A 26,926-nucleotide genomic window follows, 5' to 3' on the forward strand; every position below is an offset into this window, starting at 1 on the left:
AGCCGAAGGCCCGCGACGACAGTAGGAGATCCGCCCGATGACACAGTCGCTCGATATCGAGCTCGCCAGGAAAGTCCTTGCCGCCCAGCCTTTCGCGGGCCTGGTCGGCACACAGATCACCGCATTTGGCGACGGCGCGGCGACCCTCGTCGTTCCGATCCGGCCCGAGCTGGGGCAGCAGTTCGGTTTCGTGCACGGCGGGGTGCTGTCGTATATCGCAGACAACTCCATCACCTTCGCCGCGGGCACAGTGCTCGGTGCGAACGTCCTCACTGGCGGGTTCACCATCACCTACCTGCGGCCCGCCTCGGGTACACGGTTGCGGGCCGAAGCGGCCGTCACCGGCTCCACCCGCAGGCAAGCGGTGGTGAACTGTGAGATCTACAGTGAATCCGCCGACACCGAGCCGGTGTTGTGCGCGCTTGCGCAAGGAACCACTCGCACCGTGGAACGAGAACTGGGTGCCGGTGTCACCCCGGAGTGAGCGCCCGCGGTCGAGTAAACAGGGACAGGACCACGGGTTCCTGCAACTCGATACGCCGGGTATCGGGCCGAGCGAGCCAGCGATGCCACGGATAGACCCACCAGTGGCATGAGGTCGACTGCGCAGAACAGAGCGATGTACGCGGCGCGGACCTGCACCTGGGTTGTTGAGACGACGGTGGTATCCGCGCCGGGATTCGAAACAACGGAGAGCCGCCGGTCCTGGCTGGATCGGCGGCTCTCCGTGTTGTGGTCAGGCGGTGGCCATCAACGCGCGGTCGTCCGCAGCCGGTTCGGTGACCGGTTCGATGACGTAGGCCAGAATGTCGGCCACATCCGCGACCGGGCGAACATCCAGGTCGGCGAGCACATCGGCGGGGACGTCATCGAGATCGGGCTCGTTGCGGGCCGGGATGAACACTGTCTTCAACCCGGCGCGCTGGGCGGCGAGCAGTTTCTGTTTGACGCCGCCGATCGGCAGCACCCGGCCGTTCAAGGTGACCTCGCCGGTCATCCCGACATCCGAACGCACCGGCCTGCCCAGTGCCAACGACACCAGGGCGGTGACCATGGTTACGCCCGCCGACGGGCCATCCTTGGGAACCGCGCCCGCGGGCACGTGCAGGTGCAGGTTGCGGTCCAGCGCGGAGGCCTCGATACCGATCTCACCCAGATGTGACCGCACATAGGTGAGCGCGATCTGCGCCGATTCCTTCATGACGTCGCCCAGCTGGCCGGTCAACGTCAGCGACCGCTCACCGTCGGCGGTGTTGGCCTCGATGTAGAGGACATCGCCGCCCAGCCCGGTGACCGCGAGCCCGGTCGCCACACCCGGCACCGCGGTGCGTTCCGCGGAATCCGGGGTGAAGCGGGGTCGGCCGAGGTAGTCCTTCAGATCGCCGACATCGATAGCCAGGGGTTCGGCGACGGTGTGTTCGGCACCTGACTCGTTTCGTTCCGGGTCGGAGACGAGCGAATCGGCCCCACCGGCCGCACCGCCGGAGTTCGACCTGACGGTCTCGTCACCAACCGAACCGATGGTGGTGCCGACTGCCGGGCCGTAACCCAGTGCCGGGTCATATCCCAGGTCGACGACGTTCCCCGCATCCGGGTTCCCCGCGCTACCGTCTTGTTCGGCCAGTCGGGTCGCAGCCTTACGCAGTGCTTTCGCGATCAACCGCTCCATCTGCCTTACCCCGGCCTCGCGAGTGTAGTTCGCCGCGATCTCGCGCAACGCCTCGTCGGTGACCTGCACTTCCTCGGCCGTCAGCGCGTTGCGTTCCAGCTGCCGGGGTACCAGGAAGTCGCGAGCGATGGCAACCTTGTCGTCCTCGGTGTAGCCGTCGACGGTGATCAGCTCCATCCGGTCCAGCAGGGGGCCGGGGATCGTCTCCATCACGTTGGCGGTGGCGATGAACAGCACATCCGACAGATCCAGATCGAGGTCGAGGTAGTGGTCGCGGAAGGTGTGGTTCTGCGCCGGATCGAGCACCTCGAGCAGGGCCGCGGCCGGGTCACCACGGAAATCGGAGCCCACTTTGTCGATCTCGTCCAGCAGGACGACGGGATTCATCGATCCCGCTTCCTTCATCGCGCGCACGATGCGGCCGGGCAGCGCGCCGACATAGGTGCGCCGATGGCCACGGATCTCGGCTTCGTCGCGCACGCCACCGAGCGCGACCCGCACGAATTCACGGTCCAGCGCCCGCGCCACGCTTTCGCCCAGCGAAGTCTTACCCACACCGGGCGGACCGACCAGCACCAGCACCGCACCGGAGCCGCGCCCACCGACGACCTGCAGTCCGCGTTGGGCGCGCCGGGCACGCACCGCGAGGTATTCGACCATTCGGTCCTTCACCTCGTCCAGGCCGTGATGGTCGGCGTCGAGCACCGCCCGCGCGGCCGCGATATCGGTGCGATCGGTGGTTTTCACCGTCCATGGCAGCTCCAGAACGGTATCGAGCCAGGTGCGGATCCACCCGGATTCCGGGCTCTGGTCGCCGGCCCGCTCCAGCTTGCCGACCTCGCGTAGCGCCGCCTCCCGCACCGTGTCGGGCAGATCGGCCTGTTCGACGCGGGCGCGGTAGTCGTCGGCGCCTTCGGGCGAGTCCTCGCCGAGTTCCTTGCGGATGGCGTTGAGCTGCTGGCGCAGCAGGAATTCGCGCTGGCTTTTCTCCATGCCCTCGCGCACGTCTTCGCTGATCTTCTCGGCGACCTCGGCTTCGGCGATATGCGCCTTGGTCCATTCGATCAGCCTGGTGAGCCGGGCAGCCGGTTCCGGGGTGTCGAGCAGTTCACGTTTCTGCTCGGCAGTCAGGTAGGTGGCGTATCCGGCGGTATCGGCGATCGCCGAAGGATCGGTCAACTGGTTGACCGCGTCGACGATTTGCCAGGCCTCCCGGCGTTGCAGCACCGAGACGACCAGCTTCTTGTATTCGGCGGCCAGTTCTTTGGTCCGGCCGTCGGTGGCGGCGGTCTCGACCGGTTCGGCCTCGACCCACAGTGCGGCACCGGGGCCGGTCACGCCGTGGCCGATCTTCGCGCGCCGTTCCGCCTTCAGGACCGCGGCGGGCGCGCCGCCGCGCATCCGGCCCACCTGTTCGATGGTGGCGACGACACCGTAGGCGGCGTAACCCTCGTCCAGCCGGGGCGCGACGAGCACCTCGTCGGTGCCCGCTGCCCTGGCCGCGTCGATGGCGGCCTGCGCGGATTCGTCGAGTTCTATGGGGACAACCATGCCGGGCAGCACGATCGGATCGGTCAGGAACAGCACCGGCAGGTTCTGTGGGGTGGTCACGTGTCGAACCTCCAAAAGTTGAGCGTCACCTACTCAACTCTGAGGCGTCCCGGTTTGTTCCAGGCGGCGAGTTCACTCTGAGCGAAGCGAGCCCGCACCCCCGGCTTTGACACCTCAGCCCGGCCGGTGAGAATGTGTGGGTTCAGTCAGCTCATCACCCGGTCTAAGGGGAACCCGCAATGGTCACACTCTGTTCCGGAGTGTTGATCGATTGGGAAGAATTCACCGGTCAGTCCCGGTTCGTCGTCGATCTGGTGAGTTTCCCGATCTTCAGCGCGCTGGCCGGATGGCTGACCAACTGGACCGGTGTGCTGATGCTGTTCTGGCCGGTACTCTTCCGCGGCGTCCGGATTCCCGGGCTGGATGTGCTGTATCCCTATCTACCGCGCCGGGTGCAGGTGCTGCCGACCTTCAGCGGGGACGGCAAACGGCTCGGTTTCCAGGGCTTCATCCCGGCCCGCGCCGAGAAGATGGCCAGTATCTGCGTGGACAAGGCGCTGCTTCGCATCGGTAGCCCCAAGGATTTCATCCACGAACTCGACCTCGACGGAATCGCCGACTATATCGCGGCCTTGGCCAGCAGACAGATCAGCAACATCGTCGACGAGGTGATGCTGCGGGAGAACCCGGAACTGTGGCGCAACTTGCCGCGCCCGGTGAAGCAGATCATCTATCAGCGGGTCGATCGGGAGCTGCCCGAACTGTCCCGACGGGCATTCGCCTCGCTCGGCGACAACGTCGACCAGCTCATCGACGTCAAGAGCTTCGTCATCGGATATCTGCGGGACAATCCGGCCATCCTCAAAGACTTGACCACCACTATCGCGGCCCCTGAACTGCGATTCATGGTGCGCATCGGCCTTCTCGGCGCGCCGTTCGGTCTGCTGCTCGCGCTGTATCTGCACATCCACAACGCGGTACCGGTACTGGGCTGGCTGCCGGCGTGGGTAATCGTGCTGCTGGTATCGGCCGGTATCGGCGTGCTGGTGAATATCATCGCGGTCAAGATGGTGTTCGAGCCCGGCGATCCGCAGCCGCGGTACAAGTATCTGTGGCGGCAGGCATTGCTGGCCAAACGGCAGCCGCAGGCGGCGACAGATCTGGCCCATATCCTGGCCTATCAGGTGCTGACCCTGCCGAATCTGTCCAAAGAGCTACTGGACGGCCCCAACGGCGACAAGACCCGGCTGCTGCTGGAGCAGCTGATCTCCGACCAGATCCACCGCTGGCTCGGCCCGACGACCTCGGTGGTGCGCGCGGCCTTCGGCCGTAAACAGTTCGACAACCTCAAGGTCGGGGCGGCGGGCGCGGCGGTCGGGCTGGCGCCGAGCCTGGCCGAGGACGCCGAGTTCATCAGGGAACAAGCCGAGCAGATCGACAAGTTCGCGGCACGTAAATTGCAGCAGCTGACCCCGGGCGAGTTCATGGAGATGTTCTATGCCTCGGTCGAACAGGACGCCTGGCTGCTGTATCTGCACGGCGCCGCGCTCGGTCTGCTGGTCGGTCTCACCCATCTGTTGATCTTCGGTTGGTAATCAGAGGAGTGATCATGGCGGATCTGACGACCCTGCTGGACGAACTAGCGGCAGAAAGCCTGGACCTGGAACGGCTGGTCGCGCCACTGGCCCCAGCGCAATGGGGTGCCCCGACTCCCGCACCGGGGTGGGATATCGCACACCAGATCGGCCACCTGATCTGGACCGACGAAATCGCGACCAGCGCCGCCGAGGATGCCCGCACCGGCGGCGACCGCTTCGCCGCACTGCTGGCCGAAGCCGCACCGCGCGCACAGACCTTCATCGATGAAGCAGCCGCCGAAGCAGCGGCTGCCCCGCCCGGCGAACTGCTGGAGCGGTGGCGGCGGGCGCGGGCCGAGCTGGCCGACGCGTTACGCGCGGTCCCGGCAGGCATCAAAATGCCGTGGTTCGGCCCGCCGATGGGCGCAGCGACGATGGCAACGGCCCGGCTCATGGAGACCTGGGCGCACGGCCAAGACGTGGCCGACGCGCTCGGTGTGGCCCGCACCCCGACCGACCGGTTGCGCACTGTGGCATACCTGGGGGTGCGTACCAGAGATTTCGCGTACTCCATGCACGGAAAGACGCCGCCGGAAACGCCGTTCCGGGTCGAGCTCACCGCGCCGTCCGGGGCGGTCTGGTCCTGGGGGCCGGAGGAAGCCGAACAGCGGGTCACCGGCCCGGCCCTGGATTTCTGTCTGCTGGTTACCCAGCGGCGCCATCGCGATGACCTGGCTTTACAGGCCGTCGGCGAGGACGCAGCGGAATGGTTGTCCATCGCCCAAGCCTTCGCCGGGCCGAGCGGGGCAGGCCGCACACCGGGACAATTCGACTGACCTGAGCACACGGGGAGGGTGGCGCTATCCGAAGCGGGCGAGCGCCAAACTTGGGTGCGACGTGTCGACGGTCGGACGTCGTTGGCCGGGTGTCTCGATGTGGCAGTCGAGAATGACGCTCGCCAGCCTCCATGGATTACCCGGACACGGCTGCTGCGAAACGCATCCGTCTTCGGGAATGCACTGAGCATTGATCTTGTTTTGCATACTGGGTTGCGATGTCCCCACCTTCGGGTCGTAGCCTGGACGAGGAGACGGCTTCCAACGCTGCGGGCCGACACGCCAAGGGGAGAAGGCGAGGGAGAGGAACCGCACCGTGCCCGGAACGAGACCCACCCAGATCTTCCGCCATACCGCCATCGTGATTTCCGGCGCCGCCAGTTTGACCCTCACAGTCGTATCCGGCGCCTATATCGTCAGCCAGATGCCTGGAACCGACCGGGGCGACCAGTTCATCGCCGGTCCGTCCGCTCCGTCCGCACCGATCGAAGGGGCGGGACCCCCGGGACCCCTCGGAGCACGGGACGTATCCGACGCACTGCTGAGCCGACCGGCGTCGGCTGGCATCAGGACCGTGCTCCCTGCGGTGTTCCCGAACTCCCAGGTGCTGCCGCACACCGTGCCCGGCGCATCCTCACCCACCGCAACGGCCGCGCCTGCCGTTTCCACCACGCCCGGCTCGGCTGCCGGACACATGACGGGCGCCGAACCCGATGGTCTCGGCAGCAGGATCGGGCTCGGACCAGCCTATATCGACGCACGGGTACGGCCGGTGGACACCGATACCGTCACCGTCACCCTGGACATCAATACTTCGATCTCGCTGCGCGATCTGCTGTCGGCGGACCGTAATCGCTCACCCCTCCCGGACGGGGCCACCCGTCTGCACACCGAGGTCGACACCGGACGCGCCGCGATGACCGTGCGGTTCTCCGATCCGGCCCTCGGCGACCACGCGTTCGAGCTCGGCGAAGCGTCCGACCAAGATCAGTCGTCCGAAGCACAGGAACAGACGTCCGAAGCGGCGGTACCCGGTGCCGACGTGCGTGCGGGCACCGGGCCGAGTGCTCGACCAGCCGTCACCGATCCGCGGTCTGCCGCCGGGCCCGAGATGACGCCAGGCTCCCCAGTGGGGGATGCAGGCGCGTTGCCTGCGCCGAAAACCGGCGAATCCCTCACTGCCTGATTCGTCGCCTGTTCCGCCCTAGGGGAGCAATGGCTCGCCAGAGCAGCGCCGCGGCAGGCAGGTAGGCGGCCGGCCGCGACGAAAGAATGCGCGGATACCGGTGCTACGCGACCTGCTTCGACGGCGGCTGACCTTCGGCTCGAACGCCTTGCTGACGTTGCCCGTGGTCACTGCGGTTACCTGACCGAATGCAATTGCTACCGAACGGAATCGGCGGCGGCAGGTCTGCGACCATGGAGATAGGCAGCTGCGCGCAGGCGGTTACGCGACAACATCCGTAACCAACGACGTTGCCGCCGAACGGATGCCGAGCGGACGAACCCGGAACAAACCCTTCCAATAAATAGGAAAACTGTAGTATTTTATCTGCAGCCATGGAGGGAGGGCCCGTGGGCTGCATCAGATACGCGAGCGACGTGTCAGCACCGGTAGATGTCGCGTTCACCTACGCGGCCAATCATCTGTTCACCGCAAGCTGGATGTTCGGCGTCTCCTGCTTCGCACCGAACGGAGAAAAAGACCACGGCCTCGGTGCCGTCTTCCGCACGACCTTGCAGGTGCCGCTGTGGAATCCGCAGCTGGAGTGCGAGATCACCGAGTACCGACATGGGGCGGTGATCGGTTACTCGCTGCCCGGCCGGATTCCGACAACGTTGACCTTACAATTCGACCCGCTGGGGCACGGGCGTTCCGTGCTGACCTCGCAGATCGACTACCGGCTGCCGCACGGTATCGCCGGTCGGCTCTCGGCCCGGCCCACCGAATCGGTCCTGCGCTCGGTGCTGCGCCGCACCGAATCGCGATTACGAACAGCCATAGAGCAATCCCACGGTACCGATCTTGTCGGCCGGATTGCGTAGGGTACCTGCCATGATCATCGTGAGCACCGACGGCTCCTGCCTACGCAACCCCGGAGGCGCCATCGGCTGGGCTTGGGTCAATCATCAAGGCTCCTCCGACAGCGGCGGCGCCGCCACCGGAACCAACCAGATCGCCGAACTACGCGCGCTACTCGAGGCGATCGTCGCCCATCCGGGCACGGATCCGCTGCTGATCGAAAGCGATTCGCTGTATGCGATCAAATGCGCGTCCGAATGGATCACGAGTTGGCGCTCCAACGGCTGGCGCACCTCGACCGGCGGCGCGGTGAAGAATGTCGAGCTCATCAAACAGATCGACCGCGCCATCGGGGGCAGGCCGGGCCCGGTTCGATTCCGTTGGGTCCGTGGCCATGTCGGCAACTACTTCAACGAGCAGGCCGATGCGCTCGCGGGCGCGGCTGCACGCAAAGCGGCCGCGATGGGTTCGGCGGCGCCGGAAACCGGTGTGCCCGTGGACGAAACGATGACCACATCGATAGACACCGCAGCATCGGGGAAGGCTGCGGAGAAGGCGGCTCGACCCGTGTCGCAGGCATTGACCTTGTTCTGACCGCCTGAATAGCCTCCGGCGGTGGTGGTTCGACCCACCGCCGGAGGCGCCTTCTCTGTGCCTCAGTTCTCCGGCTGCGGGGCAGGCGGTTCGACCGGCGCGGGCTGTTCGCCGGGGGCGGGCTGCTCACCAGGTGCGGCCTGCGGGCCCGGCGCGGGCGCGGGCTGACCGCCCTGGGCATCGATACCGGCCAGCATGGCCAGTTCCCATTTGTTGACGATCCAGCGATCCCCGGACTTCTCCATCCCGGCCACCACCGCGATGTCCTGCCGCCGCGGCTCGGGGGTCAGCGAATTGGTCTTCATCAGACCGATATTGACCAGCACCTTCGCGTTCTCGGCATCACCTGACTGGAAGCCACAGGTCACCTCGTCGACCCACGATTTGACCTGCGACTCGGTGAGCAGCTGCCGCATAACGTCCCAGTTCTTCTCCAACGAGGACACCACGTTTTCGGTAGCGCCGTCCTTCATCGTCTGCAGGAAAGCATCCAGATCACCGGTGTAGTCGTAGGTGTTGGTGGCCTTGGCGAACTGGCACGCGGCGCGGGCGGCGTCTTCCTGCGCCGCCAGTTCGTCACCGCGCTGCTGCGCCTGGCGGAAGAACACGGCACCGGCGACGATCGACGCCACCAGCACAACGCCCGCCACGAACGCGACAATCATCGGGAGCAGGCCGAGCCCACCCGCGGTCTTGTTCTCGTCTTGCGCCATTGCTTGCGGTCCTACTCTCTTTGGTTACACCGGCTGCCGGCTACTGCTGCATCATCGGCGTATCGAACTCGGCGACCAACCACCTGCCGTCCACCTTCTGCATTTCGACATTCGCCGCTACCTTCACCTGGCCGGGAGCGGAACCCGACTCGTCGGCGGTGAAGAGCTGATCGATGATCAGCACAACCCGCGCCGTATCGTCGGAGCCGGACTCGAAACCGCACTGCACCTCGCTGGCCGAGGAGGTGACCCGGCTCTGCTCGAACCGTTTCTTCAGATCCGGGCCGAGCTCACCGACCAGCTTCTTCCACTCACCGGTTGCGGTGGAATCGAGCCGGGACAGATAGTCGTCCATCTGGTCGCCTCGATAGGTGGCGAAGTTGTGCCCGAAGTCGCAGGCTGCTTTCGTTGCCGCGGCGCGTCGGTCCACTTCTTCTTGCCTGCTGTCGGCCTGGAAGTAGAAGACGCCGACCGCAACCAGCGCGGCCACCAGCAGCACGGCCGCGACCGCGCCGAGCAGCACCAAGGAGGAACGAGATCGGGGCTTCGCGGGCTTGGCTGCGCCCGATGTGCTCTTGTCGCTCTTGTCGAGGGAAACCGCGCCGGGCTGCGGTTGCGTGGCGTCCGTCTGGACTTTCCCGGTGGGTTCGTCACCCACGGCGGGCTCGACCTTCGCAGTCGACTCGGCCCCCTCAGAAGGCTTCACCTTCACGGTCGGCTCATCGCCCGCAGAGGACGCCACCTTCACAGTCGGCTCATCGACCTCGGAAGACTTGGCCTTCGCCGTGGGCTCGTCTCCTTCGTCCGCCTCGGGCTCGGCAGTCGTTTCGTCGGTTGTGGCTTCGCCGGCCGCGCGCTCCGAACCGGCGGTGTCCGAGGTCTCAGTGGTGCGTTCGGCCGACGCGGCATCATCCGGCTCGCCACCCGCGGTGGCATCCGTGGCGCCGGTACCCGTCGGCTCCTTCGGTTCGGACGCGGCGTCTTTATTCGACATCTCTACCGTTCACACCTTCCCGGCATACCGGTCGGTACGCCGTATTCTTGCCCAGCCATGGCCGTCGGGTGAGCAGGCATCCTTAGCGAGGGTAGGCCCTGGGTCACCCGGCGGTGTGACCGGGCTCGCTACCGCACCGGCGGCAACGTCCGTTCGTTCGGATCCACGCCCGGCGGCATATGTGCACCGTTGTTCGGCACATTGGGCCGCGGCGCATTGGCCGCACCACGGATTTGCTGTCCGGGCGGCGGGTTGTCGCAGTAGTTCCACTTCGGAATGGTGCCGTCCGAGACGACAATCGGGCTCGCCGGTGTCGACCGGTACTGGCAGTACGGCCGGAACCAGATATCGAGAATGGTGTGGAACTCGTTATCGTGCGCGGGCACCCCGAGGGCCGAACCACCGACCTCCAGCGCCGGGAACAGCGCCCGCAGCGCGGGGGTGCGTAATTGCGCCGCCCTGGTGACCGCAACCAGGTTGTTGACCAGCTCGGTGATCGGGTCGATATTCGTGTCGAGCGTGCCGCTCAAGCTGGCGAACTGCTGCGGCGACTGCTCCAGCACCGCCCGCAACTCCTCGTTCGCGTTGTTGAACTGCTCGAACAATACCCCGGAGTTACGGGTCAGGGTGCCCAGGTCCGGCTGCGCGTACGAGGTGGTGTCGGCGATGGTGCGCAGATTGGCGATCAGATGCGTGGTCTGCGGCAGCAGCGAATCCAAACCGGCCACCACGAGACTGGTGCCTTCGATCAGGGCCCGCAGCTGGTCAGGCCCCCCGCTGAGCGCGATATCGAGCTCGTTGAGGATGACTTTGAAATGCTCCGGGTTGATCTGCGCGATCAGGTCGCTGGAGTTCTCCAGCACCTCCGAAATCGGAACCGGGGTGTGTACCCGCTCGGGATCGAAAGAGATCTCCGAACCATCGGTCAAAAACGGTCCCTCAGCGGACGCGGGCCGGAAGTCGATGTACTGCTCACCCGCGCCGGACAGCGCCTGCACCGACACCGCGGTATCCACCGAGATCTTGTAACGGGTGTCGATCTGCGTCTTGGCCACGAGCCCGGCGCCGCCCTCGGTGATCTCGATGGTGTCGACCTCACCCACCCGGTAGCCGCGCAACGTCACATCGTTGCCCGGTTGCAGACCGCCGGAGCGGTCCAGGTGGACCGTAACGGTGTAGTGGCTGCGCAGCGGATTGAACCGCATCACGCTGACAGCGAGGTACGACGCACCGACCAGGAGCACGAGCACCAGGCCGATGCTGGAGAGCAGCAGCTTTTTCCGGCTCATCGTTGGCCCCCTGTGATTCGGCCGTAGACGACCTGGAGCACCTGGATCAGGCTGCCAGCGAAGTCCTGTAGATCACGCATATCGAAGAACTTGCTGGTGCCGGGCGCGGTGAGCAGGGCGATATCGAGATTGGTGATATTGACCTGGGCGGCCAGACTGTTGCCGCGGAAGGTCGCGTTCACCGGGCCCTTCACCTCGTGCAGCGCATCGAGCAGGGCGCCGAAGCTGTCGCCCGTCGCGGCGAGCGCACCCATCAGCTGGTTGGTGCTGTCGAGCAGACCGGCCAGTTCGCCGGAGGATGTGTTGGCGTAGTCACCGAGGGCGGCGCTCGTGGTGGAGATCTTGGTCAGCAGATCCCCGAGCGCCCGATTGTTCTCGGCGACGGCGCCGATCATATCCGGCAGGGTGTCGGCCACCTGACCCAGATCCGCGCGGCGCAACTCCAAAGTGTCGGCCAGCGCGTTGAACTCACCGAGCACGCTGTCGATACGCGCGGAGTTGGCGTTCATGCTGCCCACCACGCCGGTCAGTTCGTTGATCAGATGGACGAGCTGGTCGCTGCGTCCGCCGACAATGGAGTCCAGCTCGGACGCCAGCCTGGTCAGATGCGCGATACCGCCGCCGTTGAACAGCAGCGACACCGACAACAGCAGTTCCTCGACCGTCGCGCCCGCCGAGGTCTGCTCGAGAGTGAGGACATCGCCGTCTTCGAGCAGTTCGGCCCCTGGCTCGGTCGGCGGTTTGGACACCGCGACGAAAACATCCCCGAGCGGGGTTGCCTGGCGCAGTTCGGCGGTGGTGCCGACCGGCAGCTCGATGTTCTTCTGGATCGTCAGATCCACGATCGCCTGGAAGTTCGAGGTCCTGATCCCGGTGACCACACCGACCTGGGAGCCGCCGATCTTCACCTTCGCCTGGTCGGGTAGGTTCAGTGCATTGTCGAAAACGGCCTGCACGGTGAAAGTTTCACCGCTCAGCCCCGGTTTCGGCAGCGGCACGTCCTCCACGGTGAGACCGCATCCCGACAGCGTCAGCGCACCGACCGCAGTCACCGCGAGCATGCTGCGCCGGGCTCGTCCGCTCATTGCGTTGATCATTTCGTCAGTCCAAGAAGTGCGGCGGTGAGGCCGAAGTCCGGCCCGAAATCCTCGACCCGTCCGGTGCGACAGCCATCGGCTCGCATCTGGATGCGTTCGCAGAACAGACTCAGCATCTCGCCGTTGAGCGAGGTGCCGATAATGGCGTGCAGCCGGATGTAGCCGTGCTCCCGGTTCATCGACCGGTCGATGTTCTGCAGCAGCAGCGGCGCCACATCGACCACTTCGGTGATTCCGTGTGCGTTATCGCGCAACTGCCGGATGACCGAGTCGAGCCGGGTGAGGGTATCCGACAGCTGGTCCTTGTGCTGGGCGAAGATCGAGCTGGTGTTGTTCAGAAAACCGTAGAGCTGGTTCAGCGTGGCCTCCAGACCCGGCGCCTGCTCGGCGAGCAGGGTGGTCATCTGGGTGACCTGATTGCTGAAATCACGCACCGACTGGTCGTTTTCCGCCAGCATCGTGGTGAGCTCGTTGAGCTTGATGATGATGGTGGAGATGGCGTCCTTGTTGTCGACGCCGACCTTCAGTGCACTCGACAGCGCGTTGAGGGTGTCGCGTAACTTCGCGCCGTTGCCGTTGAGCACCGGGTACAGCACCCGGCCGGACAGCGGCCCGATACCCTCCTGTCCCTCTTGCGGTTTGAGCGCGGCGGCGAACTTGTCGATGGTTTGCAGCATCGTTTCCAGTTCGACGGGGACATCGGTGCGTGCCAGCGGCAGATGATCGCCGTCTTCGAGCGTTTCGCCCTCGGTGTAGCGGGGGGTGAACTCGATATGCCGGTTGGTGACGATCGAGGGCGAGATCACAACGGCCATTGCGTCCTTGGGGATCTGCACACTGCTGTCCAGCGACATGTGCACCTCGACGAAGGTGCCCCGCGGCACGATCTTGTCGACCTTGCCGACGTCCAGCCCGAGGACGGTGACGGTGTTGCCCTCGTACATACCCGCGATGTTCTCGAAGTCCGCGGTGACCTGGATCGTGTTGCCGAGCGCTTTGTCCACCGAACTCGTCAGTGTGCAGCTGCCCAGTGCAAGCGCGGTGGCGCCGATGAACAGCGCCTTCGCCGTCTTCTGCAGGTTCTTCAGCTTCGGCTTCTTCAGGTTCATCCCTGGCACCCCTCGACGACTTCGGCGAAGCACAACCAGTTGTCCGGGAACAGGAACCAGGGTGTGCCGACCTCGGCGTAGTTGCCGTTGCCCCAGGCGTTCGCCAGGTAACGCACCGACGGCGGCATGATCGACAGCAGCCGGTCCAGGTTGTCCTTGTTCTTCTGCAGGCCGGTGGCCATCGTGTTGAGCTGGTCGAGCGTGGTGGTGAACTGGTCGTTGTTCTGCGCGCCGATCGCTTGCAGCTGCCTGGTCAGCGTGGCGACATTGTCCAGCAGCTGGCGCAGCAGGTTCTGCCGCTCCACTATCCGGCTGGCGATCGCCTCGCCCTGGGTGATGACCAGCAGGGCGCTGTTGCGGTTATCGGCAAGGATCGTGGTCACTCGCTCCAGATCCTGCAGCAGGGTCTCGACCTCGGCCTTGCGTTTGTCGATGACCTTGGCCAGTGCGCCGACGCTGTCGAGCGCCTGGGTCACCAGCTCCGGTGATTCGCTGAGCTGCTGGTTGAACAGGTTCAGCGATTCGGCCAGCTTGGCGGTGTCGAGTTCCTGGAACTTCGGGGTGCCTATCTGCACCACGTCGGCCAGGTTGTAGGGAACCGCGGTATTGGATTTGGGGATCCGGTTGTCCGGCAGGCCGGAACCGTCGCCCGGCTCCAGGTCGACATAGCGCGCGCCGAGCAGGGTGGCCATTTTGATCGCCGCCCTTGCGTCGGGTCCGAGCTTCACATCTTTGCTGACCTGGAGGGTGAGTAGCACATGGTCGCCTTCCAGCTCGGCGGCCGCGACCCGGCCGACCTGCACACCCGCGACATCGACCTTGTCGCCGACGCTGATCCCCGCGGCTTGCACGAACTCCGCTTTGATCGTCTGCTCGCCGATCCCGAGGTTGCGGAAACTGCCCGAGGCCAGCATGAGCAGCCCGACCAGGACGACACCGATGATGCCGAGCCAGAAGTAGCGGTTTCTGTTGAATGTGGCCTTGATCTTGTTCATGGGCGGCACACCGCCGAGTGGGAGTTACCACCGATCTGGGAGAACAGACCGCGCGGGAACAGGATGCCGTAGAGCGAAACGTCGAGACGGCAGACATAGGCGTTGGCGTAGGCGCCTTCGGAGGTGAACCGGCCCGCATCCGCCAGGATCGACGGCAGGTCGACCGCCGTCTGATCCAGTTTGGCGCCGTTGGCCAGCAGCAGCGTCAGCGCATCGCGGGTCGAGGCCTGCACCGACTCCAGCTTGGGCTGGATGGTGTCGACCATCCCGACCAGCGCCGTCGTCGCATCGGCGATCTGCACGGTGGACTGCTGCAGCGACTGGCCCTGTTCGTACAGGCCGCCGATCAGCGCCCGCGTCTGGGTTATCAGCGTCTCCAATTCGTCCCCTCGTTTGGCCAATCCGGACATAACGCCACTGAGGTTGGTGATGACGTCGCTGAGAATGGCATCGCGGCGCTGGAAATCGGTGGCCAGCGTCGCGGCCTGGGTGATGAACGAGCTCAGCGAGACCCGATCACCCTGCAATGCCAGCACGAACGTTTCCGACAGCCGGTTCACCTTCGCCGGATCGAGCACCTCGAACAGCGGCTGGAAACCGTTGAGCAGCGCGGAGATATCGAACGAGGGTTCGGTCCGCTCCAGCGGAATCGTGCCGTTTTCCGGCAGTTCGCCGGCATCGCCGCCGGTGCCCGGCGCCAGCGCGACATACCGCTGCCCGATCAGGTTCTGGTAGCGCACCAGCGCCTTGGTGTTGCCGTACAGGGTCTGCTCGTCCTGAACGATGAACGTGACCCTGGCGTTGTTGGTGTCGTTGAGTTCGATCTTCTCGACCTTGCCGACCCGGACACCGGCCATCCGGACGTCGTCGCCCTCGCGGAGGCCGAGCACATCGGAAAAGACCGCCGAGTAGGTCTTGGTACCGCCTTCGACGATCCGGCCCAACGTATTCCAGACCAGGACCGTCACCAGGATCGAGACCACCGCGAAGAGGCTGAATCCGATCAGTGGTTTACGAATGCTCATCGGTCGGCCGCCTCTTCGGTCACCCGCAAGGTCCCGCCTTCCAGAATCGAACTCAACATCAGGTACTCGACGGAGGTGGGCCGCCTGCCGAGCAGCGCGGTCAGCGCTGCGTCACCTTCGTAGGCGATCGGTTTCGCCGCCGGGGTGACCCCGGGCTCCGGGCCGCTGTCGGTGTGCGCGGCAGGCGCTGCCCCCGCGGCGGGCGCGGGCGCAGGCGGAGGTGCGGGCGGCAGGAAGTGGGGGAACAGGCCTTCCAGCGGCGTCCCGGCGAAAGGGTTCGGCGGGGCGGCGGGTGCCGGAGCCGCGGCCTCGCCTGCCTGCGTGGTGAGCCCGGGAATCGCGGGCAGACCCGGCAGCGGCGGCAGCAGCGGCAGGCCTTCGGCCGAGGCGAGCCTGCCGGGCTGCATCGATTCCGGCAGGTATCCCGGATCGGCGACCGCGGGTGCGGTGAAACAGCTCGGTCCCGCCAGTTCGCCGTAGCGCGGGCAGTCCGCGACGGTGTTCGGTAAGAACGGGGTGAAGCTCAGGCCCGCGTTCCACACCATCTGCTGCTGCGGCCCCCAGGTGAAGGTCGTGCGCAGCTTCCGGGCGGAATCGTTGAGGTTGCTGATCGACCTGGTGATCGCGCCCGGATCGGCGGCCAGTGAACCGAACAACGCATTGGTGCCCGCGGTGATGTCCTTGCCGATATTCGGGTTGCGCGCGAACAGGTCGTTGACCCGATCAACGGTGTTACCCGCCCCGGCGATCAGGTTCACCAGATCGGTGCGGCGATCTGCGATGGTGCGGGCGGTGGTGACCGAGCTGGCCAGCACATCCATCAGCTCCGGCGCGGATTCGTTGAGCGCATGGGCCGAGTCGGAGAAATCCTCGAGCAGCACACCGAGATCCGGGATCGACTCGTCGACCGCGGTGAGCCACCGGTCGAGGCGCTCGATGGTGGACCCGGGCACGCGGCCGCTGCCGTCCAACGCGTAGGACAGGGTGCCAAGCACCCGGCCGAGCTGCATCGGATCGATCTCGGTGAGGATATTACGCACCGTGGTCAGGGTGTCCTGGAGCGCGATGGTGCCCTTGCTGCGGTCTTCTTCGATGACCATGCCCTCGGTCACGTGCGCATCGGCCGGCCCGTTGTAGAGCAGCTCCACCGCGGTGACCGCGAACAGGTTGCTCGGGACGACGCGAGCGGTGACATTGGCGGGGATGTTTTCGACGAACTCCGGTTTCAGGTCGATGTGAACCTCTTGCAGTTCGCCCTTGGCAGCGACCGTAACATGGTCGACCGTGCCGACGAGCAAGCCGCGGAATTTGACATCTGCCTCTTCCGGCAGACCGTCGCCCGTGGTGGTGAGATTCGCGACGACCTTCACCTTGTCCACGAAATAGCCCTGATACCTGGCCATCAGGAAACCGAGGACGACCGCGAAGACGAGCAGCCCGCAGATGCCTGCGATCAGCAGCTGCCGCATCGTGGGGCCGCGCCCACTGGGATCGATGATCATTGCCTACTACCCCGAGATCCGGATGCCGGGGGTGATACCCCAAATGGCCAAGGTCATGAACAGGTCGGCGAAGACGACCACGATGATGCACATCTTGATCGCGCGCCCGGCCGCGGTACCGACGCCCTCCGGACCGCCGGAGGCGAAGAAACCGTAATAGCACTGGATGAACGTGGTGATCGCAACGAAAACGATTGCCTTGAGCAGCGAATACAGCACATCGGTCGGAATAAGGAACTGGTAGAAGTAGTGCTGGTAGGTGCCGCTGTCGGTGCCGCCGATCACCTGCACGGTGAGCGCGCAGGAGATATAGGCCATCGCCAGGCCGAGGCAGTACAGCGGGACAATGGTGATCATCGCGGCGATCATCCTGGTGCTGACCAGATAGGGCAGCGGACGGATGGCCACCGATTCCAGCGCGTCGATCTCCTCGGAGATACGCATTGCGCCGAGTTGAGCGGTGAAACGGCAGCCTGCCTGCGCAGCGAACGCCAGCGCGGCGAGCAGCGGGCCGAGTTCGCGGGTGGTGGCGAAAGCGGAGATCGCGCCGGTGATCGGACTCAGGCCGAGCAGGTCGAGCGAGGTGTGGCCCTGGATGCCGACAGTCATACCGCCGAACGCGCTCAAGATGAGCACGACGCCGATCGTGCCGCCACCGACGACGAGGTTGCCGTTGCCCCAGGTGACGTCGGACAGCAGTCGCCAGACCTCTTTGGGGTACTGCTTGAAGGCCAGCGGCATGGAGCCGACCGAACGCAGGAAGAAGAACACCTGGTGCCCGAGGCGCGCGAGCATATCGACCGGCGCCCGGCCCACCGACCGCAGCCGCTGCAGCGGCCGCAGCAGCGGCGGTACGTATGTTGTCGACACCGGCTACACCACCTGTGGGGGGAACAACGTGTTGTACACCTGGGTGAAGATGACATTCACCCCGAACAACATGACCGCGGACATGACGACGGCCGTATTGACCGAGTTCGCCACGCCGCCGGGACCACCGCGAGTGTTCAATCCGGTATCGCAGGCAATGATCGCCGCGAGCAGACCGAACAACAGCGATTTCACCAGCGCTACACCCAAATCGAGAGGCACCGCGAACGACGCGAAAGTCGAAATGTAGGAACCGGGCGTGCCGTTCTGGGCGAAGATATTGAATACGTATCCTGTCAGGAATCCGACGAAGACGACGAAACCGCACAACAGCACGCTCACCACCATCGCGGCGCCGAGCCGGGGGGCGACCAAACGCCGCATCGGATCGACGCCCATGACTTTCATGGCGTCGATTTCCTCACGGATGGTTCGGGATCCGAGATCAGCACAGATGGCGGAACCGACAGCGCCTGCGATCATGAGCACGGTGACCAGCGGGGCGCCCTGCTGGATGATTCCGAGACCGTTTGCGGCGCCGATGAAGGAAGTGGCGCCGACCTGCTGGGCAACGGCACCGACCTGGATCGAGACGATCACGCCGATCGGGATGGCGACAAGCAGCGTAGGCGCCGCGGCGACGCTCGCCATGAACGCGCACTGCCGGATGAACTCGTTGAAGGGAAACCGGCCGCGGAAAATACTCACCACGAGTTCACCGACGGCCTGGACCCCCATGGTCATCTGACGACCGAGAGTCTCCAATGAGCGCTTGGGATGGTCTCGCCAGTAGTCCCTCGTCCACTCGACCGCACCGCTCAACCGAGAACTTGTTGGTGGACTCTTGGTCGACTGCACTGACTAACCCCTCTCGACGTCGGTTACCTACCCCGACGACTTGGTTTGCTTGAGGCACCTTACTACGTAGTAGTGCAGAACACACCCTATGTGTGTGACCCCCGCCATAGACCGCCGCCACTTTGTGCTGTGACCATTGAGTTACCGCATCGACATTGGTAACTGTCCCAACGTTTCGTTCCGATTACCAGAACCTGTTACGGCAGAGCTGGTCGGGACCTGAAAACACCGCTGCCCCATAGCCGGAAATTATGTGGAAATCCCTCATCCAAATTCGATCCCACCTCCACATCGGGCAGGCAAGGAGGATTAGCGAGCAAACGTCACTTACGGCAATCCCCGAGCGGATACCATCATCGATGAGAGCGAGCTGCTATCGAACAGTGGCCGGTGTGAAACCACCGATTCGGCTTGGACAGCACAACTCACGGGTATTGCCAGCCGAGGACGCGCCCGAACGTGGGTACTGACACGATGGGTGCCACAAATTGATATCGTGCGGGCTTCCAACACCTGGAGGGACATGTTCAGCAAACTCGCCAAGGCGGCCAATGCCGTCTTCGCCGTAGCCATGGGTGCGGCACTGCTCGGCACCGGCGCCGGTGCCGCCGAAGCCGCTCCTGGCGCGCCGGTAATCGGAGGCGGTTCGGGAATCGTGATCGACGATATGTTCGAGTGCACGCTTACCACCGTCGGCCACGACGCAGCCGGACGACTGGTCGGCCTGACCGCTGGCCACTGCGGCGACGCGGGTTCGCAGGTGTACGCCGAAGCGGATCGTGGATACGGCCCGGTCGGCGAATTCGTCTACTCCAATCCTCGGCTCGACTACGCGGTCATCCAATTCGCCCCCGGCCGGATCACTCCGGTGAACCGGGTCGGCAACGTCACCATCACCGGACTCGGGGCGCCGGCCCAGTTCCCGATGATCGTCTGCAAGGAAGGCCGCACCACCGGTAACACCTGCGGCATCTCCTGGGGCGACGTCCTCGATACGAAGATGGAGACCTGGGCGCAGATGTGTGTGGTCGAAGGCGATTCGGGGGCGCCTGTCGTGGTCGGTTCCACCCTGGTCGGGATGGTCAACGCCTATCTCGCCATCGCCTGCTTCGGCCCCGAGGTGGGCACCAATATGTCCTCGATCATGGATGACCTCAATGCGCGCGGCAGTACCGGCGCTGGGTTCCGCCCCATCTGAGCGGAGCCGAAAGACAGCAGAAATGAGCGGGCAGTCCAGAACTGCCCGCTCGTTTTCTTTGCTGTTCCGCTGGTAATCGCCGGAGCGGTGGAACTCAGAGCTCCTCGACGCACACCACGAAGCGGCGCTCGTCGTAAACATAACCGCTGCTGCCCGCACCGCAGGCGTTGACATCATCGGCGTTCTGCTCGATCGAGAGCACCTTGATGCCCTCGGTCGCGGTGGCGCCGCAGTCGATGCGCTCGGGATCGTCGCCGCCCATATCCATGCATGTGCCGACCACCCAGTCGATATCCAGGCACAGCGCGCCCTGCTCTAGCCCGTTGATCGTCTCGGCATAGTAGTTGTCGGAGTCGCTGACGCATTCGTAGCTCTTCTCCGCCTTGCCGATGACCTTGTAGTTCGAGGCCTGGCTGCCACACGAAGCCTGCTCGATGGTGGCGTCGTTCGTGGTGCCCCCGAGGGTCACACAATCACCGATTTCGGCCTCGAAATCGATATCGCCGCCCTCGTCGGTGGACAGCGGGGACGTGCTGGTGGTCGTGCTGCCGGAGTCGCTGTCGTTCGTCTCGGAGGTACCTGCGCCGCTGTCCAGCTGCGGCTGGGCCGTACCTTCGATACTCGAACTACACCCGGTTAACGAGAACACAGCCGCCGCCGCGACCGCGGCGAGCCCGATCCCAACGCGCGACGAAGTCCATCGCCCTGACATGTACAGTCCTCCCAGCTGCAACACCGAACTCAGCCCCCCGGCAGAATCCGAAGTTCACCATCGGTTTGTGCTTGATTGCGCTCGAAACGCCAAGCAATCAATACACCATCGGCATGTGTCCGTCGAACCGAGCGCGACGCCGGATGGTAGCCAGGAGCCGAAAAAATGCTGCCAGCAAACATTCTGGGTATGGTTGGCGGGCCGGGGTGGCGAGAGGAGTGTCCCATGAAGTTGATCAGCGCGATTGCCTGCTCGGCGGCGACGATCGGGACATATCTCACCCTCCCCGCGACGGCCGAAGCGAATCCGGATACCAGTACAGCAAACTCACAGACGCTCCAGGTCTTTGCCCCGGTGAGCGCCTCATCGGCGGACGAACCGCAAACCAGCGAAGCCCCGGCAACTCCGAACGCCCCCGCCGAAACCGGACCCATCCCGCACGCCGCGATGTCCGCACCTGTCCACTGCGTATCCGCCGACGGTGACGAGATGATCGTCATCGACGGTGCGAACGGCTGCCGGGCCACCGCCTACGCAAACGGAAACGCCCGATCACTTGCCGTCGACGGGATCGGCTACGCCATGGCGGCCGACGGGGCGAATGCCTACGGGATCGGTCTCGCGGGCGGGCTCGGCGCGAGCGAAGGCGTCGGCGGCACGTCGATAGCCATCGGCGCCGGACCCGACGCGGTCGCGCTGACCTCGCTGATATCGCAGGGCGGGCAGGCGAGCACGGCGTTTGCGGTATCGGTTGCGCTCGGCGGTTCCCGCGCGCAGATCCTGTCCCCCGACGGCCCGGTGATCTGCCTCGGCGTGGCGGCTTTCGCCTGGAATTCCGGGACCGGCGAAAGCTGTGTGGCGACACCACTGGGCAACTGGCAGTCCACCACCACCCCGATCACCGACCAGGACCGCGTGTGACCAGTACCCGCGGCTGAACTCCACGGCGTCGTCGAACCCGCGGGGCGTGTGTTGCGTAGACAGCGTTATGGGCGTTGTCCCGCGTCGGTCCGGCGAGGCCGCGCCGCGTGCCCCGCGGCCGGCGCTGGCTCATGCGATCGCTGCGGGCATCGGCTTCGAACGCTATTTCCGGTGGCGCCGCGAACGTGACGGCGACCCGTTCCGGTTGCGGTTCCCCGGTCTCGGTGCGGTGCTGTTCACCGGTATCCAGGAAGGCGCTAGAGAGGTGTTCCGCAGCCCGGTGCACACAGTCGAGCCGCCGCGGCCCAACCCCATCGAACCGCTGGTCGGCACCGCCTCGCTGATTCTCACCAACGGCGACCGGCACCGACAGGACCGCGCGCTGCTTGCCCCCGCCTTCCATCCCGCTCAGCTGCAGCATTACGGCACGGTGATCCAGGAGGCCGCCCTGCGGGAAATGTCGGGGCGCTGGCACCCCGGCGGCCGGATCGATGCGCGCACCGCCGCGACCGCCATCACACTGCAGGTGATCCTCACCGCGGTGTTCGGTGTCGCCAAGGAACGCCACGCCGCCTACACCGCCGCCATCGCCGACTTCCTCGGCAGTTTCACCGGTCCGCTGATGCTGGCCCCCGCGCTGCGCCACGGCGTGCTCGGGCGGGCGCCATGGGACCGATTCGTCACCGCCAGGGACCGCCTGGACCAGCTACTGCTCGCCGATATCGCGCGCAGACGCCGCCGCGGCGCCGTCACCCCCGATATCCTCACCCTGCTGCTGAGCTGCCGCTACGACGACGGAACGGCGATCACCGACGCGGATCTGTGTGACCAGTTGCGGACCCTGCTCGTTGCAGGCCATGACACCACCGCCAACACCCTGGCCTGGGCGATGTGGCGGGTCTACGGCGACCCGGCGGTGTCGGCGCAGTTGCGGGCGGAGCTGCGATCAGCGGGCCCCGTAGCGCAGACGGCCCCCGCGGGGTTGCCTTACCTGAACGCGGTATGCCGAGAGACGCTGCGGTTACATCCGGCGGTGCCGATCGTGCTGCGCCGGGTCGCGGCCCCGACGCTGCTGCGGGGTGCACCGCTGGCGGCGGGCGAGGTGATGGGGGTCGCGCTGCCGCTGCTGCACTCCGACCCGGCGGTGTGGGCCGAACCCGAGCTGTTCCGGCCTGCACGTTTCCTCCGGCACCGGTACAGCCCGTTCGAGTTCGCCCCGTTCGGCGGCGGGCATCGCCGCTGTCTCGGGGCCGCGTTCGCCGAATTCGAACTCCGAGTCGCGCTGGCCACCATCGCGGCCGGAGCGAATCTGCGGCCGGTGCCGGGACGGGCGCCGCGGTCACGGCCACACGGGATCGCCACCCGGCCGAGCCGACCGTTGCTGTTCGACGTGATCTCGTGATCTATCTCACCAAACGGTTTACGACACATAGCGGATGGGAGCAGTGGCGGGCTCGCCGCCCGCCCGGACTCGCCGATGCCAGCGGCGGTTTCCCCGTGCGGCGGTCCCACCGCCCCGGCAGTGCCCTGTAACACAGGGAATCAACTATCGCTATGACCGAAAATCGCGGGTAGATCCGGCCGCTCCCGGCCGGTAGGAATGGTCGACGGGGCGGTAGGCGCAGCCGAACGAACCACACGTGCCGATGTACACCGGGTCGTGAGCAGCCGGTCGGGGCCGCTTCGAAACAAGCTCCACGACGTCCGTGGGCGCTCCCGGAACAACGATGAGCATCCACGGCTGACCGCGTGCGCGCCGGACGTGGAGCCAGTTCCGCGAGCCCCGCGATTCGTCGTGGGGTTGCTGCACAGGACGCACCGGACTCACAAAGCTCGGACGTCGATGAGTCGAATGGACGAAGAACGTATGGATGCCGTCAAGAACACCGAGTCACAGCCGGCCCGCAGCCGGGGCACGCACCGGCTACGCAAGGGCGTGCTGTTGACCGCCGCGATCGCCGCGACGGGCGCCTTGTTCGTCGCCCCCGCGCAGGCGAACCCGAACCTGCCCTCCGGCTCGGCGTCGGGTATCACCGAGCCGACGCCGCCGCAGGCCAACTTCGCCCCGCCCGCGATCAGCCCGGGCGAGGGGCAGAACGTCGGCATCGCGCAGCCGATCATCATCAACTTCAAGGAGCCGGTGAGCGACCGCGCGACCGCGGAGAAGTTCATCACGATCACCTCCTCGAATCCGGTGCCCGGTCACTTCTACTGGTTCAGTGATAAGCAGGTGCGCTGGCGACCCAACGAGTTCTGGCCTGCCGAGACCGATGTCGTGGTGGAGGCGGGCGGGAGCCGCCGCGCCTTCCGGATCGGCGATGCGATGATCGCCACCGCCGACGACAACACCAAGACCATCACGGTCACCCGTAACGGCGAGGTGATCCGCACCATGCCGACGTCGATGGGCAAACCCGGCTACGAGACCCCCAACGGCACCTATATCGTCGGCGAGCAGCGCCGCGAAATGGTGATGGACTCCTCCACCTACGGTGTCCCGATCGACGACCCCGAGGGCTACAAACTCGATGTCGAGTACGCGACCCGGATCTCCAACAGCGGTATCTTCGTGCACGCCGCACCCTGGTCGGTGGCCCAGCAGGGTGTTTCCAACGCCAGCCACGGCTGCCTCAACTTGAGCACCGAGGACGCCAAATGGTTCTTCGAGAACTTCGACGCCGGTGATGCGGTGATCGTGCAGAACACCGAGGGCGGCACTCTCAATGCCCTCGACGGTCTGGGCGACTGGAACGCCTGACATAGGGGCCGCGGATGATCGCGGGCCTGCGCACTCCGCTGACGGCGGCGCCCCACCTCGGGGCGCCGCCGTTGTTGTCACCGACTCATCGCGCCGACCGGCTCACCAGATCTTGACCCGCTCGGCGGGGGCCAGATACAGCGCGTCACCCGGAGCGAGATCGAATGCCTCATGGAAGGCGTCGATATTGCGAACCACCGCATTGCAGCGGAACTCGGGCGGGGAGTGCGGGTCGACGGCCAGACGACGCACCGCCTCCTCGGGACGAACCTTGGTACGCCAGACCTGCGCCCAGCCGAAGAACACCCGCTGCAGCCCGGTCAGCCCGTCGAGTACGGGGGGTTCGTCGCCGTTCAACGAGATCCGATACGCCGCCAAGGCGATCGAGAGCCCACCCAGGTCGCCGATGTTCTCGCCGATCGTGAATTCGCCGTTGACCTTCTGCTCATCGGGCAGATCTTTCGGCGACAGCACATCGTACTGCTCTATCAACGCCCTGGTCCGCTTGCCGAATTCAGCCCGATCGATATCGGTCCACCAGTCGACCATATTGCCGTCGCCGTCGTATTTGGCGCCCTGATCGTCGAAGCCGTGGCCGATCTCATGGCCGATCACCGCACCGATCCCGCCGTAATTGGCGGCGTCGTCGGCGTTCATATCGAAGAACGGCGGCTGCAGGATCGCGGCCGGGAAGACGATCTCGTTCATGCCCGGGTTGTAGTAGGCGTTGACGGTCTGCGGGGTCATGAACCATTCGTCACGGTCGACGGGACCGCCCAGTTTGTTCATATCGCGGTCGTGTTCTGCGGCGAACCCGCGCCGGTAGTTGCCCACCAGATCGGCCGGGTCGACACGCACCGCGGAATAGTCGCGCCAGCGATCCGGGTAACCGATCTTGGGCGTGAACTTCTCGAGTTTGGCCAGCGCGGCCCGCCTGGTTTCCGGACTCATCCACTCCAGCTCGGAGATATTGCGCCGGTAGGCCTCCTGCAGGTTGGCGACCAGCTCCACCATCCTGGCCTTGGCCTCCGGCGGGAAATGTTCGGCCACATACAGTTTGCCGACCGCCTCGCCAAGCAGGTCCTGGACCAGCGAAACACCACGCTTCCAGCGTTCCCGGTTCTCCTCGGCGCCGGTCAGGGTACGGCCGTAGAAGTCGAAATTCTCTTCCACCAGCGCCTCGGTGAGGAAGGCCGCGCGCGAATGCAGTACCCGCCACAGCGCCCACACCTGCCATTCGGCGAGCGGTTCACCCGCCCACACCCGCACGAACTCTTGGACGAAGCTCGGCTGGCGCACCACGATTTCGGCGAACAACTCCGGTCCGTCGGCATCGACGCCTTCGGACAGGCCGCGCGTCCACTCGGCCCAGTCGAATTCGGGGTACTCGGCGACCAGCGCATCGAAAGTGGTGAGATTGTAGCTGAGCTCGGCGTCCCGGCGGCGCACCACGTCCCAATGCCCGGCCGCGAGCTTGCGCTCCAGTTCGAATACCCGCCGACCCGGTTCGGCGGGTAACAGGCCCGCAATCGAGGGATCGGCGGCGGCCAGCGCGAACATTCGATCGATATGCTCGATGTATTTCGCCCTGACCTCGGCGTACTCGTCGGCCCGGTAATACGACTCGTCGGGCAACCCGATCCCGGACTGGGTGCCGTGCACCAGGTAACGCTGCGAGTTCTTGTCGTCGGTGTCGACATATACCGCCAGCGCGCCCGGCACCCCATTGCGCTGCATTCGCCCGAGCAGCCCGGCGAACGCACTGTGATCGGTTACCGCGGCGACCTCGGCGAGTTCGGCTGCGATCGGGCGCAGTCCGGCGGCTTCGACCGCGGCGGTGTCCATGAAGGAGGCATACAGGGCGGCGATCTTGCCCGCATCGCTGTCCGGTTCGCCCGTCGCGTGCTGGATGATCGCCTTGACGTCCAGCTCCGCCTGGTCGTAGAGCTTCCGGAAGGCTCCGTCGACCGCTCGGTCGGCCGGTATCGCGTGGGAGTCCAGCCAAGCGCCGTTGACGTGCGCGAACAGATCGTCCTGCACCCGCACGGCCGGGTCGAGGTAGGTGAGATCGATGCCGGAGACAATGGTCGGTTCGGAAGTCACACCAACCAGTATGCCGGTGGGGTCGGTCCCAGCAGCGGTCTCGAGGTCAGCTGGGCAGGTCGAGGCGATCGAATTCGCCGTCGCAGGCGCCTGCCAGGAAGGCGCCCCATTCGGCGGCGGTGAAAACGAGCGCGGTACCGCCATAGCGCAGCGTGGTGCTGCCGTCGGCGCCGGTGCAGGCGCTCAGCTCACCGTCGGCGGCGCCGCGATGGGTCACAGTGCGGAGGAACGCGGTCCATTCGCCTGCGGTGACTGTGATGACGGGCTCCGCCCCGCGCCGTTGGGCAAGATGGCGACGAAATTTGCTGTCCCGAATCAGCACCACCCCCCTGTCGAACCGCACCTCCACGCACTGGTTGCCGTTATTGGATCGGGTCGAGGTGAACCAGCCGGTGACGTCGCGCCGGCGGTCAGCAGCGGTGGTGGCCATATCCGATTTTAACCGTCGGCATACCTTCTGATCAGGGATAACGAGTCGGCACGGGTGAAGGAGAGCTCCAGCGCCCGCGCATAGGCGTAGCTCAGATCACGC

24 protein-coding genes are annotated in these 26,926 nt (G+C 65.5%); 10 read left to right on the forward strand and 14 right to left on the reverse strand.

Features of this window, described 5'->3' with window-relative positions; genetic code table 11:
* The first annotated feature begins 37 nt into the window (after positions 1-37).
* Positions 38-484, forward strand: coding sequence for a PaaI family thioesterase (locus B0T44_RS14190; RefSeq protein ID WP_077116024.1), 447 nt, complete (start codon positions 38-40; stop codon positions 482-484).
* Positions 485-736: 252 nt separating this feature from the next.
* On the opposite strand, the gene lon is transcribed toward B0T44_RS14190, so the two are convergent.
* Complete coding sequence (lon, locus tag B0T44_RS14195) at positions 737-3,280, reverse strand: endopeptidase La (protein ID WP_254893679.1); 2,544 nt, start codon at positions 3,278-3,280, stop codon at positions 737-739.
* Between the two features lie 179 nt (positions 3,281-3,459).
* On the opposite strand from lon, the gene B0T44_RS14200 reads away from it, so the two are divergent.
* The 5 genes from B0T44_RS14200 (at position 3,460) to B0T44_RS14220 (ending at position 8,250) form a co-directional block, all read left to right on the forward strand.
* A complete protein-coding gene (locus tag B0T44_RS14200; RefSeq protein ID WP_077116025.1) occupies positions 3,460-4,815 on the forward strand; it encodes a DUF445 domain-containing protein in 1,356 nt (451 codons plus the stop codon).
* A 14-nt stretch (positions 4,816-4,829) separates the two neighbouring features.
* Positions 4,830-5,633: a TIGR03084 family metal-binding protein gene (locus B0T44_RS14205; protein ID WP_077116208.1), complete on the forward strand. Its 804-nt coding sequence runs from the start codon at positions 4,830-4,832 to the stop codon at positions 5,631-5,633.
* Positions 5,634-5,949: 316 nt separating this feature from the next.
* Positions 5,950-6,819, forward strand: a complete 870-nt coding sequence (locus tag B0T44_RS14210; protein ID WP_077116026.1) for a hypothetical protein — start codon at positions 5,950-5,952, stop codon at positions 6,817-6,819.
* Between the two features lie 416 nt (positions 6,820-7,235).
* A complete protein-coding gene (locus tag B0T44_RS14215; RefSeq protein ID WP_254854172.1) occupies positions 7,236-7,679 on the forward strand; it encodes an SRPBCC family protein in 444 nt (147 codons plus the stop codon).
* 10 nt (positions 7,680-7,689) lie between these two features.
* A complete protein-coding gene (locus tag B0T44_RS14220; protein ID WP_077116028.1) occupies positions 7,690-8,250 on the forward strand; it encodes a ribonuclease H family protein in 561 nt (186 codons plus the stop codon).
* 62 nt (positions 8,251-8,312) lie between these two features.
* On the opposite strand, the gene B0T44_RS14225 is transcribed toward B0T44_RS14220, so the two are convergent.
* The 10 genes from B0T44_RS14225 to B0T44_RS14270 all read right to left on the reverse strand — a co-directional run bounded on the left by B0T44_RS14225 (position 8,313) and on the right by B0T44_RS14270 (position 18,702).
* Positions 8,313-8,963 (reverse strand): hypothetical protein, encoded by a 651-nt coding sequence (locus tag B0T44_RS14225; RefSeq protein WP_077116029.1) that lies wholly within the window; start codon positions 8,961-8,963, stop codon positions 8,313-8,315.
* 40 nt (positions 8,964-9,003) lie between these two features.
* The gene (locus tag B0T44_RS14230; RefSeq protein ID WP_077116030.1) at positions 9,004-9,957 is read right to left on the reverse strand and encodes a prolipoprotein diacylglyceryl transferase; all 954 of its coding nucleotides are present in this window, start codon (positions 9,955-9,957) and stop codon (positions 9,004-9,006) included.
* A gap of 128 nt (positions 9,958-10,085) precedes the next feature.
* Positions 10,086-11,246, reverse strand: a complete 1,161-nt coding sequence (locus B0T44_RS14235; RefSeq protein WP_077116031.1) for an MlaD family protein — start codon at positions 11,244-11,246, stop codon at positions 10,086-10,088.
* On the reverse strand, positions 11,243-12,331 hold the full coding sequence (locus tag B0T44_RS14240) for an MCE family protein (RefSeq protein WP_077116210.1): 1,089 nt from the start codon (positions 12,329-12,331) through the stop codon (positions 11,243-11,245). Before B0T44_RS14240 ends, B0T44_RS14235 begins: the two co-directional genes overlap by 4 nt.
* Before the next feature lie 8 nt (positions 12,332-12,339).
* Complete coding sequence (locus tag B0T44_RS14245; protein WP_077116032.1) at positions 12,340-13,452, reverse strand: MCE family protein; 1,113 nt, start codon at positions 13,450-13,452, stop codon at positions 12,340-12,342.
* Positions 13,449-14,447, reverse strand: a complete 999-nt coding sequence (locus B0T44_RS14250) for an MCE family protein (RefSeq protein WP_077116033.1) — start codon at positions 14,445-14,447, stop codon at positions 13,449-13,451. Before B0T44_RS14250 ends, B0T44_RS14245 begins: the two co-directional genes overlap by 4 nt.
* Complete coding sequence (locus B0T44_RS14255) at positions 14,444-15,472, reverse strand: MCE family protein (protein WP_077116035.1); 1,029 nt, start codon at positions 15,470-15,472, stop codon at positions 14,444-14,446. Before B0T44_RS14255 ends, B0T44_RS14250 begins: the two co-directional genes overlap by 4 nt.
* Complete coding sequence (locus tag B0T44_RS14260; protein ID WP_077116037.1) at positions 15,469-16,974, reverse strand: MlaD family protein; 1,506 nt, start codon at positions 16,972-16,974, stop codon at positions 15,469-15,471. The genes B0T44_RS14255 and B0T44_RS14260 overlap by 4 nt, the downstream gene beginning before the upstream one ends.
* A 6-nt stretch (positions 16,975-16,980) precedes the next feature.
* Complete coding sequence (locus B0T44_RS14265; protein WP_077116038.1) at positions 16,981-17,844, reverse strand: MlaE family ABC transporter permease; 864 nt, start codon at positions 17,842-17,844, stop codon at positions 16,981-16,983.
* A 3-nt stretch (positions 17,845-17,847) separates the two neighbouring features.
* Positions 17,848-18,702, reverse strand: a complete 855-nt coding sequence (locus B0T44_RS14270; protein WP_077116039.1) for an MlaE family ABC transporter permease — start codon at positions 18,700-18,702, stop codon at positions 17,848-17,850.
* Between the two features lie 523 nt (positions 18,703-19,225).
* Here B0T44_RS14270 and B0T44_RS14275 point away from each other — a divergent pair.
* Entirely contained in the window at positions 19,226-19,900 is a 675-nt protein-coding gene (locus B0T44_RS14275) for a S1 family peptidase (protein ID WP_077116040.1), read from the forward strand.
* Positions 19,901-19,994: 94 nt separating this feature from the next.
* Here the strand turns inward: B0T44_RS14275 and lppU are convergent, their stop codons facing one another.
* On the reverse strand, positions 19,995-20,612 hold the full coding sequence (lppU, locus tag B0T44_RS14280; protein ID WP_077116211.1) for an LppU family putative lipoprotein: 618 nt from the start codon (positions 20,610-20,612) through the stop codon (positions 19,995-19,997).
* Positions 20,613-20,837: 225 nt separating this feature from the next.
* On the opposite strand from lppU, the gene B0T44_RS14285 reads away from it, so the two are divergent.
* The 3 genes from B0T44_RS14285 to B0T44_RS14295 all read left to right on the forward strand — a co-directional run bounded on the left by B0T44_RS14285 (position 20,838) and on the right by B0T44_RS14295 (position 24,291).
* On the forward strand, positions 20,838-21,533 hold the full coding sequence (locus tag B0T44_RS14285; RefSeq protein WP_139347756.1) for a DUF6764 family protein: 696 nt from the start codon (positions 20,838-20,840) through the stop codon (positions 21,531-21,533).
* A gap of 67 nt (positions 21,534-21,600) precedes the next feature.
* A complete protein-coding gene (locus B0T44_RS14290; RefSeq protein ID WP_077116042.1) occupies positions 21,601-22,935 on the forward strand; it encodes a cytochrome P450 in 1,335 nt (444 codons plus the stop codon).
* Between the two features lie 450 nt (positions 22,936-23,385).
* Positions 23,386-24,291 (forward strand): L,D-transpeptidase, encoded by a 906-nt coding sequence (locus B0T44_RS14295; RefSeq protein ID WP_077116044.1) that lies wholly within the window; start codon positions 23,386-23,388, stop codon positions 24,289-24,291.
* Between the two features lie 102 nt (positions 24,292-24,393).
* Here the strand turns inward: B0T44_RS14295 and B0T44_RS14300 are convergent, their stop codons facing one another.
* A complete protein-coding gene (locus B0T44_RS14300; RefSeq protein ID WP_077116045.1) occupies positions 24,394-26,394 on the reverse strand; it encodes a M13 family metallopeptidase in 2,001 nt (666 codons plus the stop codon).
* Between the two features lie 46 nt (positions 26,395-26,440).
* Positions 26,441-26,824 (reverse strand): DUF397 domain-containing protein, encoded by a 384-nt coding sequence (locus B0T44_RS14305; protein ID WP_077116046.1) that lies wholly within the window; start codon positions 26,822-26,824, stop codon positions 26,441-26,443.
* Positions 26,825-26,926: the final 102 nt, after the last annotated feature.

This window comes from Nocardia donostiensis (genome assembly GCF_002081715.1).
GTDB lineage: Bacteria > Actinomycetota > Actinomycetes > Mycobacteriales > Mycobacteriaceae > Nocardia > Nocardia donostiensis.

Coding starts and splice junctions, on each gene's coding strand:
- B0T44_RS14240 (WP_077116210.1), bottom strand. CDS start 12,331: ATGAGCGGACGAGCCCGGCGCAGCATGCTCGCGGTGACTGCGGTCGGT.
- B0T44_RS14205 (WP_077116208.1), top strand. CDS start 4,830: ATGGCGGATCTGACGACCCTGCTGGACGAACTAGCGGCAGAAAGCCTG.
- B0T44_RS14230 (WP_077116030.1), bottom strand. CDS start 9,957: ATGTCGAATAAAGACGCCGCGTCCGAACCGAAGGAGCCGACGGGTACC.
- B0T44_RS14305 (WP_077116046.1), bottom strand. CDS start 26,824: ATGGCCACCACCGCTGCTGACCGCCGGCGCGACGTCACCGGCTGGTTC.
- B0T44_RS14245 (WP_077116032.1), bottom strand. CDS start 13,452: ATGAACCTGAAGAAGCCGAAGCTGAAGAACCTGCAGAAGACGGCGAAG.
- B0T44_RS14260 (WP_077116037.1), bottom strand. CDS start 16,974: ATGATCATCGATCCCAGTGGGCGCGGCCCCACGATGCGGCAGCTGCTG.
- B0T44_RS14220 (WP_077116028.1), top strand. CDS start 7,690: ATGATCATCGTGAGCACCGACGGCTCCTGCCTACGCAACCCCGGAGGC.
- B0T44_RS14275 (WP_077116040.1), top strand. CDS start 19,226: ATGTTCAGCAAACTCGCCAAGGCGGCCAATGCCGTCTTCGCCGTAGCC.
- B0T44_RS14200 (WP_077116025.1), top strand. CDS start 3,460: ATGGTCACACTCTGTTCCGGAGTGTTGATCGATTGGGAAGAATTCACC.
- B0T44_RS14250 (WP_077116033.1), bottom strand. CDS start 14,447: ATGAACAAGATCAAGGCCACATTCAACAGAAACCGCTACTTCTGGCTC.
- B0T44_RS14285 (WP_139347756.1), top strand. CDS start 20,838: ATGAAGTTGATCAGCGCGATTGCCTGCTCGGCGGCGACGATCGGGACA.
- B0T44_RS14235 (WP_077116031.1), bottom strand. CDS start 11,246: ATGAGCCGGAAAAAGCTGCTGCTCTCCAGCATCGGCCTGGTGCTCGTG.
- B0T44_RS14225 (WP_077116029.1), bottom strand. CDS start 8,963: ATGGCGCAAGACGAGAACAAGACCGCGGGTGGGCTCGGCCTGCTCCCG.
- B0T44_RS14190 (WP_077116024.1), top strand. CDS start 38: ATGACACAGTCGCTCGATATCGAGCTCGCCAGGAAAGTCCTTGCCGCC.
- B0T44_RS14295 (WP_077116044.1), top strand. CDS start 23,386: ATGGACGAAGAACGTATGGATGCCGTCAAGAACACCGAGTCACAGCCG.
- B0T44_RS14255 (WP_077116035.1), bottom strand. CDS start 15,472: ATGAGCATTCGTAAACCACTGATCGGATTCAGCCTCTTCGCGGTGGTC.
- lppU (WP_077116211.1), bottom strand. CDS start 20,612: ATGTCAGGGCGATGGACTTCGTCGCGCGTTGGGATCGGGCTCGCCGCG.
- B0T44_RS14290 (WP_077116042.1), top strand. CDS start 21,601: ATGGGCGTTGTCCCGCGTCGGTCCGGCGAGGCCGCGCCGCGTGCCCCG.